The organism is Streptomyces sp. NPDC046215, assembly GCF_040646215.1.
Taxonomy (GTDB): domain Bacteria; phylum Actinomycetota; class Actinomycetes; order Streptomycetales; family Streptomycetaceae; genus Streptomyces; species Streptomyces stramineus.
Genome location: NZ_JBEYZW010000088.1, coordinates 1 through 14,981, shown reverse-complemented (window position 1 = coordinate 14,981; position 14,981 = coordinate 1). Strand labels below are relative to the sequence as shown.

The window sequence follows — 14,981 nt, the reverse complement described above, 5'->3', positions numbered from 1 at the left end:
GCCGGCCTTCACTGCGTTCCCCCGCGTCCGGCGGCTTCGGGCGTATCGTCGGACGCCTGGTGGGAGAAGCCCGCGACGGCGGCCCGGTAGGCGTCCTCGTCGCCGGACAGGAAGCGGCCCGTGAACGCGGCCCACGCCGCCGGGTCGGCGGCGGCCTCCGCGTACGCGGCCTGGAACGCCTCGTCCCGGTCGTAGTCCGGCACGCACGACGTGAAGTGGGCCCCGCCCGGCGCCTCGACGACCCCGTTGACGCAGTGCCGCTGCACGAGCAGGGTCTGCGGCCCCCCGGCGGCGGCGAACTCCGCGGTGCCGACGACGCGTTCGCAGGACACGTACGCCTCCCGGGCGGCCTCGCAGAAGAGATCGTCGAAGTACGGGTCCGGGCCCAGGTACTGGGCGTTGCCGTGCGCGTCGGCCCGGTTGAGGTGGACCAGCGCCGCGTCCAGCGTGAGCGCCGGCACGGCGACGAACTCCTCGCCGTCCTCGTACGGTGAGACGACCGTCCGCAGGCCGGGGTTGACGCTCATCACGTCCGAGCCGAGCCCCGCCCGCACGGGCATGAACGGCAGCCGGTGCGCCGCCGCCGTCAGTCCCCACATGAACATCGCCTCGTCCAGCTCCGTCAGCTCGAAGCCGCCCCGCTGCCGGGCCGCCCGGAAGTGCGGTTCGAGGGGGATCGAGTCGAGGGTGACGAAGGCCGTGACGAGCCTGCGGATGCGGCCCGCGGCCGCGAGCAGCCCCACGTCCGGGCCGCCGTAGGAGACCACCGTCAGATCGGTGACGTCCGAGCGCAGCAGGGCCCGGACGAGGGCCATGGGCTTGCGCCGGGAGCCCCAGCCGCCGATGCCGAGCGTCATGCCGCTCTCCAGCCGGGCGACGGCCTCGTCCGCGGTCATCCTCTTGTCGGCGCTCATGACTCCCGCTCCATGGAGGGCTCCTCGGGGGGCTCGGGCCGGGTCCGGGCCGCGACGAACGCGTCGCGGTGCCGGTCGGAGACGCCGCTCAGGCCGGCTTCGAAGGTGAAGCCCTGCTCGTAGCGGTAGCTGCGGCGGACGTCGACGGGGTCGATGCCGTTGAGCGCGGCCTTGGCCAGCCGGAGCAGCGACCCGTCCTTGGCGGCGATCTCCCGCGCCAACTCCATGGCCGCACGCGTCAGTTCGCGCAGCGGGACGACCCGCCAGACCGAGCCGTGCCGGTGGAGCTCCTGCGCCGTGACCGTCCGCGAGGTGTAGTACAGGGTGCGCATCAGGTGCTGGGGCACGAGCCGGGCCAGGTGGGTGGCGGCGCCCAGCGCGCCGCGGTCCAGCTCCGGCAGGCCGAACGTGGCGTTGTCGGCCGCGACGACGGCGTCCGCGTTGCCGACCAGGCCGATGCCCCCGCCGAGGCAGAAGCCGTGCACGGCGGCGACGACCGGCACCGGGCAGTCGTAGACGGCCGAGAACGCCGCGGCGCAGCCGTGGTTGGCGCCGATGAGGGCCGTGTGCCCGGGGGTGCGCTGGATCTCCTTGATGTCGACCCCGGCGTTGAAGCCGCGCCCGGTGGCGGCGAGGACCGTACAGCGGACCCCGGGGTCCGCGCCGGCCGCGCGCACGGCCTCCGCGAGGTCGTACCAGCCCTGCACCGGGAGGGCGTTGACCGGCGGGAAGTCCACGGTGACGACGGCGACGCCCGCCTCGGGCCGTGCGGTGGAGACACCCATCAGGGGATCAGCTACCTTTCCACCTAACGTTTGTTAGGTGGAAAGGTAGCAGCGGAACCGCCACCACGGGAGGTGCACAGTGGGCAGTGCCGGAACCCCGCCCGTCGCCGTCGTCACGGGCGGCACGCGCGGCGTCGGAGCGGGCATCGCACGGGCGTTCCTGCGCTCCGGGGCCCGGGTGGTCGTCTGCGCCCGCCGGCCCCCGGAGCGGCCGGTCACGGCAGGGGGGCGCACCGCGCGGTTCCTCGCCGCCGACCTGCGCGACCCCGGTGCCACGGAGGCGTTCATCGCGCAAGTGGCGGCCGAGCACGGGGCGTTGGACGTCCTGGTGAACAACGCGGGCGGCACGCCGTTCCGCCTCCTCGGTGCCGCGGACGCGGACCGGCACGCGCGGGTGCTCGACCTCAACCTCACCGCACCGCTGACGGCCTCGCTCGCCGCCCACCGCGTCATGCGCGCACAGGACACGGGCGGCAGCATCCTGATGATCGGCAGCGTGAGCGGCACCCGGCCCTCGCCCGGCACCGCCGCCTACGGCGCCGCCAAGGCCGGCCTGGAGAACCTCGCCCGCACCATGGCCGTCGAATGGGCCCCCGCGATCCGGGTGAACACCCTCGTCCTCGGCATGGTGCGCACCGAGTCCGCCCACCTCCACTACGGCGACGCGGACGGCGTCGCCGCCGTCGCCCGCACCGTGCCCGCGGGCCGCCTCGCCGAGCCCGGCGAGATCGGGGAGGCCGCCGTCTTCCTCGCCTCGGAGCGGGCCGCGTACATCACCGGCGCCAGCCTGCTCGTCCACGGCGGCGGGGAACGCCCGGCCTTCCTCGGCGCGTCCAACGCCCCGTCCACCCAGGAGGAGTGCTGACATGTTCCACCCAGCGGGAGTACTGACATGACGGGAATCTGTGCCGGGCGCGTCGCGGTCGTCACGGGAGCGGGCCGCGGCCTCGGCCGGGCCCACGCGTTCGCGCTGGCCGCGGCGGGCGCCCAGGTCGTCGTCAACGACCTCGGCGTGGACCCCGGCGGCGCGGGCGGCTCCGCGAGCCCCGCCCAGCAGGTCACCGACGAGATCACGGCGCGCGGCGGCGAGGCCGTCGCCCACACCGGCGACATCGCCACCTCCCGGGGCGCGGCCTCCTTGGTGGCCCTCGCCCTCGACACCTACGGGCGCCTCGACGCCCTCGTCAACAACGCCGGCTTCCTGCGCGACCGGATGCTCCTCAACCTCGATGAGGACGACTGGGACGCCGTCGTCCGCGTGCACCTCACCGGCCACTTCCTGCCGCTCAAACACGCCGGTGCGCACTGGCGCGCCGAGGCCAAGGCCGGCCGCACGCCCCGGGCGCGCATCGTCAACACCACCTCCGGCGCCGGGCTGCACGGCAGCGTCGGACAGGGCAACTACGCTGCCGCCAAGGCCGGGATCCTCGGCCTCACGCTCGTCGCCGCGGCCGAACTCGGCCGCTACGGCGTCCAGGTCAACGCCGTGGCCCCGGCCGCCCGCACCCGGATGACCGAATGGACCCACCGCGACGCCATGGCCTCTCCGGCGGCCGGCTTCGACGCCATGGCCCCCGACAACGTCTCCCCGCTGGTGGTGTGGCTCGCGTCGGCGGACTCGCACGGCGTCAGCGGCCACGTCTTCGAAGCGGAAGGCGGGCGCATCACGCTGATGGAGGGCTGGCACCCCGGCCCGACGGCCGACAAGGGAGCCCGCTGGACCCCGGCGGAGGCCGGCACGGCGGTCCGTAACATGCTCCCGGACCTGCGGCCGCCGCGACCGGTGTACGGGGCGGGGCGGTGACGGCACGGTGGGGGACGTCAGTCGAGGGGCAGGCCGGCGACGGCCCGGTTGTGCAGCCAGAGGGCGGTGAAGACCGGCGCCAGGAGCTCGGGGTGCGGCCGGTGGCCGCACACGTGCCGGTGGGCGACGCGGCAGTGCCGGGCGAGAGGCCGCGCACCGGTCCAGTTGACGGCGCGGCCGTCTCCCGCGATGAACCACCGGTGTCCGACGGGGACGACGGCGACGGGGAGCGCGGGGCCGGGTTCGAGGAGGAGGTAGTGCCCGTACCCGGTCTCGCACCGGTCCCGCGGGGTGCCGCACCGGAGGCAGCTCGGCGGCGCCGGGGGCGCGAGAGCGGTGGCACCTTCCTCGATCGCCTGCCTCTCGTCGGTGGTGAGGACCTCCTCGGCGAAGCAGGGGTCGCAGAGCGGCCCGGAGGGCAGCCCCCGGTCGCAGACGGTGCCGCCGGTGGCCCCGCAGGAGCGGCAGACCGGCGGTTCGTGGAGGTCCCCCATAGGTATGAGCCTGCGGGCTTCCGGCGGGCCCGACGAGGGCCCGGCAGGCCGTAAACCCCGATGCCGCACGGTGCGGCTGGGCCGGCAAAGACCTTGAGGGTCGTCACCGGCCCCGCTCGCGCCCAGGGACGACGGCCGACGACGCGGCCTTGCCGGACACGCCGACAAACGGCTAAGCACGCACGACCGCTACGACCGCTACGACCGCTCGGCCGCTACGGCCGGGGGGCCGCCCTCCGCCGCCCCACCCCCTTCAGGACACCACGTCCTTCCCCCGGAAGTGCCGGAACGCCAGGGCGAACAGCACCAGCGCGTACGCCACCGACACCGCCGAGCCCTTGAGCATGCCGCCCCACTCCAAGTGCGGCTGGAGCGCGTCCGCCCACGCGAACTGCCAGTGCGCCGGCAGGAAGTCGCGCCAGTCGCCGAGCGCGGTGACCGCGTCCAGCACGTTGCCCACGATGGTCAGCCCCACCGCACCGCCCACCGCGCCCAGCGGCGCGTCCGTGACCGTCGACAGCCAGAACGCCAGCCCCGCCGTCACCAACTGCCCGACGAAGATGAACGCGACCACGACCACGAGCCGCACCACGGCCGTGTCGCCCGGCAGCGCGCCCCCCGTGGGGATCTGCAGGTCCCCCCAGCCGTACGCGGCCGTGCCGGCGGCCAGGGCCACCACGGGGAGCAGCACCATCGCCGCCGCGCTGAACCCCAGCGCCACCGTCAGCTTGCTCAGCAGCAGCCGGGACCGCGGCACCGGCGCCGCCAGCAGGTAGCGCAGGGACGCCCAGCTCGCCTCGGACGCCACCGTGTCCCCGCAGAACAGGGCCACCGGCACCACGAGCAGGAAGCCCGCCGAGACGAACAGGCACGTCGCCGCGAAGTTCACCCCGGAGGCGGTGGCCGTGTCGATCAGCGTGATGCGGTCGTCCCGGCCGCTCGGCTGCCCGCCGATCGCGAAGGCCGCGATCAGCACGAACGGCAGGACCGCGAGCACCGCCCCGACCACCAGCGTGCGCCGCCTGCGCAACTGCCGCATCGCCTCCACCCGCAGCGGCAGCGTGTGCCGCGCGCGGTACCCCGGCGCGGACTCCGCCGCCATCGTCACCTCGGTGCTCATGCGGGACCTCCGATCAGGGTCAGGAACGCGTCCTCCAGGCGGCGGTGCGGACCCACGCGCGCCACCGGAACCTCCAGCCTGACGAGCTCCACCAGCAACTCCGGCGCGCTCAGCCCGTCGAGCCGCAGCAGCAGCCCCTCGTCCGCGCGCACGGCGGAGACGACACCGGGCAGCGCCGCCACCTTCTCCACCACCGGCTCGGAGAGCGTGCCTTCGACGCCCACGAGCAGGGTGTCGCCGGAGCCCACGATGTCCGCGACCGGCCCGGCGGTCACCAGCTGCCCGCGGTCCATCACCACCAGGTGCGTACAGCTCTGCTCGACCTCGGAGAGCAGATGGCTGGAGACGATGACGGTGCGGCCGGCGGCCGCGTACCGGATCATCACCTCGCGCATCTCGCGGATCTGCGGCGGGTCGAGACCGTTGGTCGGCTCGTCGAGGATCAGCAGGTCCGGCAGCCCCAGCATGGCCTGGGCGATGGCGAGCCGCTGCCGCATGCCCTGCGAATACGTCCGCACGGCGCGCTCCAGCGCGGAGCCCAGCCCGGCGATCTCCAGGGCCTCGTCGATGTGCGCGTCCCCGGCGGGCCGGCCGGTCGCCTGCCAGTACAGGTCGAGGTTGGCCCGGCCGGACAGGTGCGGCAGGAACCCCGCCCCCTCCACGAACGCGCCGACCCGCGACAGTACCGGCGCCCCCGGCCGGATCGCGTGCCCGAAGACCCGCACCTCGCCGCCGTCCGGGCGGATCAGGCCCATGAGCATGCGCAGCGTCGTGGTCTTGCCCGCGCCGTTCGGGCCGAGCAGCCCCAGCACCTGGCCGCGTTCGACCCGGAAGGACAGCTCGCGCACCGCGTACCGGTCGGCGGACTTGGCGTACCGCTTGCTCAGCCCCGTGATCTGCAGCGGCACCCCGGCGAGCGCCGGGTCGGGAGCGGGCGCGGTGGTGCGCCGCCGCCCGGTCAGGAGCACTCCGGCCGCGACGGCCAGGCCGGCCAGGGGCAGGCCCCAGGCCCACCAGGGCAGCGCGGCGGAAGCGGTCCGCACCCCGGGCGCGGTCGGCACGCTCAGGCCCCCCTCCAGCGCCACGGTGTACGAAGCCGGCCGGACCGGCGAGGCGTACCCCAGGTCGGTGGCGGAGAGGACCAGCCCCATCCGGTGCCCGGACTCGAAGGTGTGGTCGATGGCGGGCAGCGTCACCTCCACGGTCCGGCCGCCCTTGGCGCCCTCGACGCGCACCGGGGTCACCAGCTGCCCGGGCAGCACCTGCTGTCCCTTCGGCCCGATGTCGTAGACCTTGGCGAACAGGACGGCCTCACCGGTGTCCGAGGCGACCTTCACCTTCACGGTGGGGGAGCCGGTGACGCGGATGCCCTCGGTGAGCTTCGCGGAGTCGAAACGGGCGTGCTGGCCGGGGAAGTCCAGCGACAACCCGAGCCCGAGCCCCGACAGCTGCGAGACGGCCCCGACCCCGGGCACCGCGGAAATCGCGGGCGGCGCCCCGCCCGCCGGGTTGCCGAACGACTGCGGGCGCCCGGCCAGGGGCACCGGCCGGGTGTCGTGCCGCAGCCCGGGGTAGCGCTCGCCGCTCGCGCCGCGCAGCCGGGCCTTGCCGTCGGTGGTGTCGATGCCCCCGGTCCTGCTGACCCGGAACGCGGGCCCGGTCCCCGCCTCCCCGTCGTCCTTGAGGTAGCGGTCGAACCAGGCGCGCGTGCGCCGCTCGACGCGGTCGCTCTCGCCGACGCCGCTGTCGTGGCCGCCCGCGATCCAGTCGACGGAGACGGGCGCGCCGTTGCGCCCGACGGCCCGGGCGGCGGCGTCCGACTGGTCGAGGGGGAAGAGCGAGTCGCTCTGTCCCTGCACGAGGAGGGCGGGCACCTTGATGCGGTCGGCGACGGCGGAGGGGCTGCGGCGCTCCAGCAGTTCACGCGCCTGAGCGTCCGGCTTCCCGGCGACGGCCACCCGCTCGTACATCGCGCACAGCGACGCCTCGAACCGGCCGCAGCCGGACGCCGTGGCGGGGGACGGGGCGGACGGCGCGGGCAGGGCGGGCGCGCCGGGCCGGGCGCCGGTCGCGCTCCCCGCCGAACCGGTGGTGAAGAAGATGCCGGCCCACAGCTTCTTGAACACGTCGTTCGGGAACAGCGCGTCGGCGAGGTTCCAGTACGTGATCTGTGGGGCGATGGCGTCGACGCGCTTGTCGTGCCCGGCCGCGAGCAGGGCCACCGCGCCGCCGTACGAGGCGCCCGCGATCCCGACCCGGGGGTCGCCCGAGGCGTCCAGGCGCACCTCCGGGCGCGCGGCGAGCCAGTCGATCAGCCGGCTCACGTCGGCGACCTCGCGGTCGGGGTCGTTGAGGCCGATCCGGCCCGACGAGCGCCCGAAGCCGCGCGCCGACCACGTCAGCACCGCGTAGCCCGACCGCGCCAGCTCCTCTGCCTGCTCGCGCAGGTCGTCCTTGCTGCCGCCGAAGCCGTGCGCCAGCAGGACGGCCGGCCTGCGCCCACCGCCCCCGGCGGTGAAGAAGGACGTGTCGACGCGCACGCCGTCCTTCTTCGCGCCGGGCGACACGGGCATCGGCAGATACCGGTCCTCGCGGTGGACGGGCGGATCGCCGTCGGCGGCCGCGGCCACGGCCGCGGTGCCCGCGCCGGCGAGCACCGCGACAGCGGCTGTGGCGGCGAGCAGCCGGCGCCCGCGGGAGCGGGGGAAACGCAGCTTCATGTCCGCATGCTAGGGCGTGCCCGGCGGGCCTTCGGCTGCGGGCCTGCCGTTTTGCCGCCCGCGGCGGCGAGCACCCTGCGGGCGCGTTCTCAGGCGCCGCGCAGCGGTGGTGCATCCCCACGATCCGCCACCCGGCCCACCGGATCCGTTTCGCCCGCCATCTCCGCAAGGCGGGTGACCGTGTTCCAGTTGCGGGCGGTGCCCACCACGCCCAGCCGGCGCTCCGTGAGGACCTTCGCCAGCCGGGAGTCCCGGATGCCGTTCGCGCAGTGCAGGTACAGCTCGCGCTCGCCCAGCGCGAACGCCTCGGGCGCGTACGCCGCCGGGTCGATGCCCGCGACGGTGGCCGGGTCCGCGGGGGCGGCGAGGAACGTCACCAGGAAACGCGACGGGTCGATCTCCTGTCCGGCGAACGGGTTGGCGTCAACCACGCGGCGCATGTCACCCGCGGTGCGGACCAGGCAGCTCACGGACAGCCCCAGCTCACGGCTGATCGCCTCCGCCAGTCCGTCGGCCAGCTGCCCCGCCCCCGCGCCCCGATGGGTGAAGACGGCGTTTCCGCTGTTCAGGTGCGTACGCACCGCGTCACAGCCCAAGTCGGCCAGCAACTCGCGCAGGGTCCCCATGGGAACGCGCTGCTTGCCGCCCACGTTGATGCCGCGCAACAGCGCCACGAATGTCGTCATTCCCTCACCGTAATATGCCCGCCCATCTCCGAAGTGAGGGGCGATTCGCATGGTGCACAAGGCGTGGCGCAGAAGACTCGGGGGCAGGGCGCGGGCCGGGTGGGCCCTCGCCGTGCTCGGGCTGCTGTTCCCGGCCGCGGCGACGGGGGCGGCCACGGCCGCCGACCCGGCCGCCGCGGCCGGTCCCGCCCGTGTCGTCAGGGAAGTACGGGCCGGTGACCGGATGCTCGACGTCGCGGTCTCCTCGCCCTCCCTCGACGCACCGTCCAAGTGGGTGCGGCTCCTGCTTCCCAAGGGCTGGACGAAGAACACGTCCCGGACTTGGCCCACGCTGTGGATGCTCCACGGCGGCGGAGGCAACCACACCGACTGGACCCGCAACACCCACATCGAGGAGCTCGCCGCCGCGCGGGACGCCGTCGTCGTCCTGCCGGAGACGAGCGGCTGCAGCAACTACAGCGACTGGCACAACCACGGCCGGTGGGGCGCCCCCGCGTGGGAGACCTACCTCATGGACGAACTGCGGCCCCTGCTGGAGCGCGAGTACCGGGCCGACCCCCGCCGGGCCGCCGTCGGCGGGCTGTCGATGGGCGGCCACGGCGCCCTGACGCTCACCGCGAAGCACCCGGGGGCCTTCCGCGCGGCCGCCTCCTACAGCGGCTACGTCAACCCCCTCTACCGGTCACCGGACGGCGGCCCGCACGGCCCCGACGCGGTCAAGGTCGGCGGGGGCCTCGTCTGCCTGACGGACTGGAAGCGGATCTGGGGCGAGCCCGGGTACCCCTTCGACACCACCGACCCCAAGGACGTGCGGCAGCGGTGGCTCTGGGAGCGGAACAGCTCCCTCCACCAGGCGGCCGGACTCAAGGGCATCCCGCTCCACCTCTTCTACGCCAACGGCACCGACACCGGCCCCGGCTGGAAGTGGGGCGACCCGCCGGCCCCCGCCTCCCGCTGCAACGACCCGGCCGCACACGGCCCCGAGCTCGTCGAACGCACCATCTTCGGCATGAACGGACAGCTGCGGGCGAAGCTGAAGAAGCTCGGCATCCCGGCCACCGTGTGCGCCTCCACGGGCATCCACACCTGGCCGTACTGGGAACGCGAGCTCGTCGTCTCCTACCCCATGCTGATGAGGGCGATCGGCGCCTGACGCCGCCGGGCGGGGGAGGAGCGCGAGTTCCGTGCTCCTCCCACGGCCCTCACGCGCGGCTCAGCCGCAGGGTGACGATCTCGAACGGCCGCAGAGCCAGGAGGATCCGGCCGTCCTCGACTGCCACGGCGGAGCCCGGCCGCTCCAGCAGGTCACACCCCGACGCCGCCGCCACCGCGAACCCCGCCTCCAGCCGGGCGCGGGCCCGCCCGCCGAGCGACTCGTACAGCCGGACGACGACGTCACCGCTGCCGTCGTCCGCCAGCTTGACCGCCGAGACGACGACGGCCTCCCCGTTCTCCCCGGCCACCTCCACCAGCGGCCGCACCCCGGTGTCACCGGGCACCCGCCGCTCCGGCAGGTTGATGCGGTACCCCTCGCGCACCGCGTCCCCCACCGACGCGTTCGGCACCAGCGCGTACCGGAAGCGGTGCGTGCCCTGGTCGGTGCGCGGGTCGGGGAACCGCGGCGCCCGCAGCAGGGACAGCCGGACCGTGGTCGTCGTCCCCGGACCGCCCTCGCGCACCGACCGCGTCACGTCGTAGCCGTACGTCGAGTCGTTGACGACGGCCACTCCCCAGCCCGGCTCCTCCAGGTGCACGAACCGGTGCGCGCACGCCTCGAACTTCGCCGCGTCCCAGCTGGTGTTGGTGTGCGTGGGGCGGTAGAGGTGCCCGAACTGGGTCTCTGCGGCCACCCGGTCCGTATGGAGGTCCAGCGGGAAGGCGGCCTTGAGGAACTTCTCCGTCTCGTGCCAGTCGACTTCCGTCTCCAGGTCCAGGCGCCTCATGTTCGACGGGAGCGAGATGCGCTGCTCGACCCGCGAGGCCCCGAAGGCCCGCACCACCCGCACGACCCCGCCGTCGGTCAGCTCCAGAGTCTCGACGTCCGTCAGGTCGGTGACCGTGTTCCGGTAGAAGTGGTCGACGTCCCAGGCGTCCCACATGTTGGGGAAGTCCGGGTGCAGCTGCAGCAGATTGGCCGCCGCGCCCGGGGCGAGAGTCTCCCGATCCGCCTCCAGGTCGTAGACGGAGACGACGAGTCCCCGCCCGTCCACCTCGACCCGCAGCCACGCGTTCCCGAGGGTGAAGCCACCGCCCTCGCGCGGGCGGGCCACCACCTGCCCGGAGTGCTCGGCGGCCGGCCGCGCCACGACGGCGCCGTGCGCCGCCGCTCCGCCCCGCCCGTGCGGCGCCGCGTTGAAGACCACCGTGCCCCCGCCCGTGCCGTCACCGGCCAGCGCCGCCGTCGCACCCCCGACGATCTCCTCCAGCTCCGCCGCCACCCGCGCGTACGTCTGCGCCGCCTCCCGGTGCACCCACGCGATCGACGTGCCCGGCAGGATGTCGTGGAACTGGTGCAGCAGCACTGTCTTCCACAGCCGGTCCAGCGCCTCGTACGGGTAGGGGAATCCGGTGCGCACCGCCGCCGTCGCCGCCCACAGCTCCGCCTCCCGCAGCAGGTGCTCCGACCGGCGGTTGCCCCGCTTCGTCCGCGCCTGGCTCGTGAGCGTGGCGCGGTGCAGCTCCAGATACAGCTCACCCGCCCACACCGGGGCGTGCCCGTACTCCGCTTGCGCCTTCTCGAAGAACGCCGACGGCTTCTCGAAGCCGACCCGGGCCGAGCCCTCCAGGTCCGCCAGCCGCCGCGCCCGGGCCAGCATCTCGCGGGTCGTGCCCCCGCCGCCGTCCCCCCAGCCGGTCGGGGCGAGCGAGCGGGTGGCGCCGCCCTTCTCCTGGAAGTTGCGGACCGCGTGCGCCACCTCCCGGCCCGACAGCTGGGAGTTGTAGGTGTCGATCGGCGGGAAGTGCGTGAAGACCCGGGTGCCGTCCAGGCCCTCCCACCAGAACGTGTGGTGCGGGAACTTGTTCGTCCGGCTCCAGGAGATCTTCTGCGTCAGGAACCACTTCGAACCCGACAGCCTCACCAGCTGCGGAAGGGCCACCGAGTAGCCGAAGGAGTCCGGCAGCCACACCTCCTCCGTCTCGATCCCGAACTCCTCCAGGAAGAACCGCTTCCCGTGCACGAACTGCCGCGCGAGCGCCTCCGACCCGGGCATGTTCGTGTCAGATTCCACCCACATCCCGCCCACCGGCACGAAGCGGCCCTCCGCGACGGCCTTCTTCACCCGCGCGTACACCTCGGGCCGGTGCTCCTTGATCCACGCGAACTGCTGGGCCTGCGACATGGCGTAGACGAACTCCGGCTCGTCCTCCAGCAGCGCCGTCATGTTCGACGTCGTACGCGCCACCTTGCGCACCGTCTCCCGCAGCGGCCACAGCCACGCCGAGTCGATGTGCGCGTGCCCGACCGCGCTGAGCCGGTGCGCCGAGGCGTGGGCGGGCGCGGACAGCACCCCCGCCAGCTCCCGGCGGGCCCGCTCCGCCGTCCGCCCGACGTCCTGAAGATCGACCGCGTCCAGGGCCCGTTCGACCGCCCGGAGGATCTCCCAGCGCCGCGGGGAGTCCTCCGGCAGCTCGGCCATCAGCTCGCCCAGCACCTCCAGATCCTGCACCAGCTCCCACACCGGGCGGTCGAAGACGGCCAGGTCCATCCGGCCCAGCCGGTAGCGGGGAGCCGCGTCCGCGGTCTCCCGGTCGCCCAGCTCCGTCGGCACGAAGGGGTGGTAGTCGAGGATCACCGGGTTGGACGACGCCTCGACGTGCAGCAGCACCTGCTCCCCGCCGGACGCGCTCTCGGCGATCCGCACCCACTGGTTACGGGGGTTGAGCCCCTTCACGGGCGAGGCGTCCGGCCGGTAGACGAGCCCCTCGCACTGGAAGCCGGGCATGTTCTCGTCGAAGCCGAGGTCGAGCAGGGCCTCCACCGTCCGCCCGGCCCACTCCCGGGGCACGGTGCCCGCCACGGTGAACCAGCTCGTCCCCCACGGCGGGCCCCACGGGGCGCCCGGCTCCACGGGCCGCCGCGGGGCGGCCAGGCCCTCCGCCACCGGCACGGGTTCACCCGGGGCGTCCCACACGGACACCTCCAGGGGCACCGAGACGGGGTACACGGCCGGCCGGACGCGTTCGTCCAGCACCCGCTTCAGACGGGCTTCGGTGATCGTGCGGTCGTTGTGCATCGATCCGTGTCCTCACGACGAAGGGGCTACCAGCGGAAGATGACCGAAGCGGGTGCCGAGGAGGCGTACAGCTCGTCCACGGCGCGCACTTCGACGCGCGTGGTCTCCTCCGCGGCCTCACGGCGCAGGCCCGCGACGTAGTAGGCATGCCCACACGTGCCGCCGAGGAAGCGGCGGCCGCCGTCGGGCAGCACCTGGTGCAGCTCGTAGTGGCGGACGGGCCCGAGGCGGCGCGCCGCCGGGGCCCAGGCCAGGCGCAGCGCCGCCGTCCCGCCGGCGTCCGTGCGGGAAGCGGTCACGCGCACCGGGCCCGGGCGCGCGGGGACGGGCGGCACGCCGTCCCGCACCGCGAGGCCGCCCAGCCGCCAGCGGACCGCGCCGCCGTCGGGCGCGGTCAGCCGGACGCCCAGGGCGTGGACCGTACCGGCGCGCGCCAGGGCCCCGGGCCGCAGCGTCACCGTGGACCAGCCCTGCCCGCCCGCCGGCAGCTCTCCGGCCGGCAGGTAGGTGAAGCGGCCCGGTTCCAGGGCCACCGCTAGCTCCACCCGCACCCCCGCCGAGCCGGGGTCGGTGCGGTGCGCGAGGTCCACCACCGTCGCCTCCGACAGCGGCAGCCGGGCCGTGTACAGCTCGACGGTGACCGGCGCGCCGGCCCCGTTGTCCACGCTGTCCACCAGGAGGCTGCTGCCGCCCCGCCAGGCGTCAGAGAAGTCGAACGCGACCCGCGGCCGCGGACCGGCGGTGCGCAGCGTCCAGCGGCGGCCCGGCAGCCGGTCCTGGAGCCCCAGGTGGTTCCAGGCGGCGTCCGAGGCGCGCCGGCCCCGCTCGTACCAGGCCGTGCCGTGTCCGGTGTTGAAGGTCGTCGCGAACGGCAGGCCGGTGAGCGTGGAGCGGTCCGCGACGGCCGCGGCCGGCGGCCGCCACGGGCCGGTGGGCGGCGCGGCCGGGTCCAGCGCGGCCCCGGACCAGAAGCGGTCGTCGCGCGCGTGGAAGGCCCCCGGGTCGCGGCCGCCCTCGGGCAGGCTCCGCCACGTCCACTCCGGCCGGTAGAAGCTGTACGAGACGCGGTGCGGGCCGTCCGCCGGGACCACCGCGTCCCAGTCGACCCGTGTGTCCCAGCCGTTCGCCTCGACGTCCACTCCCGCCCACAGCTCGTAGGGGCCGCGCCCCAGGGCCGTGGCGCGCTGCCCCGACGCGAGGAGGCCGGAGCGGGTCCAGTTGAAGTTGAGGAACATCGAGTCGGCGGCGCGGAAGAAGGGCGCGTTGTGGTCGTTCAGCTCGTTCTGCCAGGAGATGTCACCCGAGACGGCCATCGCGTCATACCAGGTGACGCGCAGCCCCCGGCCGTGCGTGCGCAGGTGGGCGAGGAAGTCCCGCATGTCCGCGGCCAGCCGGGCGTCACCGCCACCGGTCTCGGCGTTGACGAACCAGCCGTCGAACCCGTACGCGCGGGCCACCCGGATCAGCTGGTCGGCCAGCGGGAAACCACCGTCCGGGCCCCGCCGCACCAGGTCCCGCGTCCACTCCAGGCGCCCCCCGTACGCCGCGGGCGGCAGGAACACCGTCCCCAGGACGGGCACGCCGTTGCGGTGGGCGGCGTCCACGACGGGCGCGTTGGGCGCCAGGATCAGCCCCTCGCCGGAGGAGCCGCCCCAGAAGACGAGCTCGTCGAGGTAGGCCCAGTGCGTCAGCGCGTAGAAGTCCGCGGTGTCCGAGCCCTGGGAGGGGTTGCCCGAGGTGTGGGCGAAGGAGACGAGCGCGCAGACCCGGGCCTGCCCGGCGCGGGCGGTGGTGCCCGCCGGCGGGGGAGTGAAGCGGGCGGCGAGCGGCACGGTCGCCTTGTTGAACGGCAGGTCGCCGTCGCCCTCCGGCGTCCAGGTGCGCAGGCTCCGCCAGGTGATCCCGGGGCCCGGCGAGCCGGGCGGGAGGCGGTCGGGGTACCAGTAGGAGGCGTACGGCCGGAGGTCGGCGGCGGGAGCGGCCCGGGCCGCGGGCACGGTGAGAGCGGCGATGCCTGTTGCGCCGGCGGCGAGGACGCGGCGGCGCGTGAGCCGGGGACGTGCGGGTCTGTCTTGCATACGGGTCCACCCTTTTGTTCGGTCCGGCCTGGTGTGTCCGGGGGTTTTCGGCCGCGGGCCGTCGTTGCCGCCTGCGGCGGCGAGCGCCCTGCGGGCGCGTCCTCAAACGCCGGACGGGCTGGTTTCGGCTGAGCTCAGCCGAAAC

11 protein-coding genes are annotated in these 14,981 nt (G+C 74.7%); 3 read left to right on the top strand and 8 right to left on the bottom strand.

All coding sequences use genetic code 11. The features are described from left to right. Positions 1–8: 8 nt before the first annotated feature. Together ABZ951_RS28025 and ABZ951_RS28020 are read right to left on the bottom strand one after the other, a co-directional pair. Positions 9–914 (bottom strand): CoA-transferase, encoded by a 906-nt coding sequence (locus ABZ951_RS28025; RefSeq protein WP_344086839.1) that lies wholly within the window; start codon positions 912–914, stop codon positions 9–11. Further along, a complete protein-coding gene (locus ABZ951_RS28020) occupies positions 911–1,699 on the bottom strand; it encodes an enoyl-CoA hydratase family protein (protein WP_344086842.1) in 789 nt (262 codons plus the stop codon). The genes ABZ951_RS28025 and ABZ951_RS28020 overlap by 4 nt, the downstream gene beginning before the upstream one ends. 79 nt (positions 1,700–1,778) lie before the next feature. Between ABZ951_RS28020 and ABZ951_RS28015 the strand changes: the two genes are divergently transcribed. Together ABZ951_RS28015 and ABZ951_RS28010 are read left to right on the top strand one after the other, a co-directional pair. Next, a complete protein-coding gene (locus tag ABZ951_RS28015; protein ID WP_344086845.1) occupies positions 1,779–2,564 on the top strand; it encodes an SDR family oxidoreductase in 786 nt (261 codons plus the stop codon). Positions 2,565–2,591: 27 nt separating this feature from the next. Further along, positions 2,592–3,503 (top strand): SDR family oxidoreductase, encoded by a 912-nt coding sequence (locus ABZ951_RS28010; RefSeq protein ID WP_344086848.1) that lies wholly within the window; start codon positions 2,592–2,594, stop codon positions 3,501–3,503. Between the two features lie 17 nt (positions 3,504–3,520). Here the strand turns inward: ABZ951_RS28010 and ABZ951_RS28005 are convergent, their stop codons facing one another. From ABZ951_RS28005 to ABZ951_RS27990, 4 genes are all read right to left on the bottom strand, one after another. Next, a complete protein-coding gene (locus ABZ951_RS28005) occupies positions 3,521–3,997 on the bottom strand; it encodes a DUF6083 domain-containing protein (protein WP_344086851.1) in 477 nt (158 codons plus the stop codon). Positions 3,998–4,250: 253 nt separating this feature from the next. Next, a complete protein-coding gene (locus ABZ951_RS28000; RefSeq protein WP_344086854.1) occupies positions 4,251–5,117 on the bottom strand; it encodes an ABC transporter permease in 867 nt (288 codons plus the stop codon). Then, positions 5,114–7,837 carry a CocE/NonD family hydrolase gene (locus ABZ951_RS27995; protein WP_344086856.1) on the bottom strand — a complete coding sequence of 908 codons (2,724 nt, stop codon included), beginning with the start codon at positions 7,835–7,837 and terminating at the stop codon, positions 5,114–5,116. Before ABZ951_RS27995 ends, ABZ951_RS28000 begins: the two co-directional genes overlap by 4 nt. Positions 7,838–7,926: 89 nt before the next feature. Beyond that, positions 7,927–8,523, bottom strand: a complete 597-nt coding sequence (locus ABZ951_RS27990) for a DUF1697 domain-containing protein (protein ID WP_344086858.1) — start codon at positions 8,521–8,523, stop codon at positions 7,927–7,929. A 49-nt stretch (positions 8,524–8,572) separates the two neighbouring features. On the opposite strand from ABZ951_RS27990, the gene ABZ951_RS27985 reads away from it, so the two are divergent. After that, the gene (locus ABZ951_RS27985) at positions 8,573–9,676 is read left to right on the top strand and encodes an alpha/beta hydrolase family protein (RefSeq protein ID WP_344086860.1); all 1,104 of its coding nucleotides are present in this window, start codon (positions 8,573–8,575) and stop codon (positions 9,674–9,676) included. A 49-nt stretch (positions 9,677–9,725) separates the two neighbouring features. Here the strand turns inward: ABZ951_RS27985 and ABZ951_RS27980 are convergent, their stop codons facing one another. Next, positions 9,726–12,758, bottom strand: a complete 3,033-nt coding sequence (locus ABZ951_RS27980) for a glycoside hydrolase family 38 C-terminal domain-containing protein (protein WP_344086862.1) — start codon at positions 12,756–12,758, stop codon at positions 9,726–9,728. Between the two features lie 26 nt (positions 12,759–12,784). Further along, complete coding sequence (locus ABZ951_RS27975) at positions 12,785–14,836, bottom strand: endo-beta-N-acetylglucosaminidase (RefSeq protein ID WP_361280977.1); 2,052 nt, start codon at positions 14,834–14,836, stop codon at positions 12,785–12,787. Between the last annotated feature and the right edge of the window lie 145 nt (positions 14,837–14,981).

Bases quoted from the DNA above. Each gene is read 5' to 3' on its own strand.
- ABZ951_RS28025 (WP_344086839.1), bottom strand. From the start codon at position 914: ATGAGCGCCGACAAGAGGATGACCGCGGACGAGGCCGTCGCCCGGCTG.
- ABZ951_RS28020 (WP_344086842.1), bottom strand. From the start codon at position 1,699: ATGGGTGTCTCCACCGCACGGCCCGAGGCGGGCGTCGCCGTCGTCACC.
- ABZ951_RS28010 (WP_344086848.1), top strand. From the start codon at position 2,592: ATGACGGGAATCTGTGCCGGGCGCGTCGCGGTCGTCACGGGAGCGGGC.
- ABZ951_RS28005 (WP_344086851.1), bottom strand. From the start codon at position 3,997: ATGGGGGACCTCCACGAACCGCCGGTCTGCCGCTCCTGCGGGGCCACC.
- ABZ951_RS28000 (WP_344086854.1), bottom strand. From the start codon at position 5,117: ATGAGCACCGAGGTGACGATGGCGGCGGAGTCCGCGCCGGGGTACCGC.
- ABZ951_RS27995 (WP_344086856.1), bottom strand. From the start codon at position 7,837: ATGAAGCTGCGTTTCCCCCGCTCCCGCGGGCGCCGGCTGCTCGCCGCC.
- ABZ951_RS27990 (WP_344086858.1), bottom strand. From the start codon at position 8,523: ATGACGACATTCGTGGCGCTGTTGCGCGGCATCAACGTGGGCGGCAAG.
- ABZ951_RS27985 (WP_344086860.1), top strand. From the start codon at position 8,573: ATGGTGCACAAGGCGTGGCGCAGAAGACTCGGGGGCAGGGCGCGGGCC.
- ABZ951_RS27980 (WP_344086862.1), bottom strand. From the start codon at position 12,758: ATGCACAACGACCGCACGATCACCGAAGCCCGTCTGAAGCGGGTGCTG.
- ABZ951_RS27975 (WP_361280977.1), bottom strand. From the start codon at position 14,836: ATGCAAGACAGACCCGCACGTCCCCGGCTCACGCGCCGCCGCGTCCTC.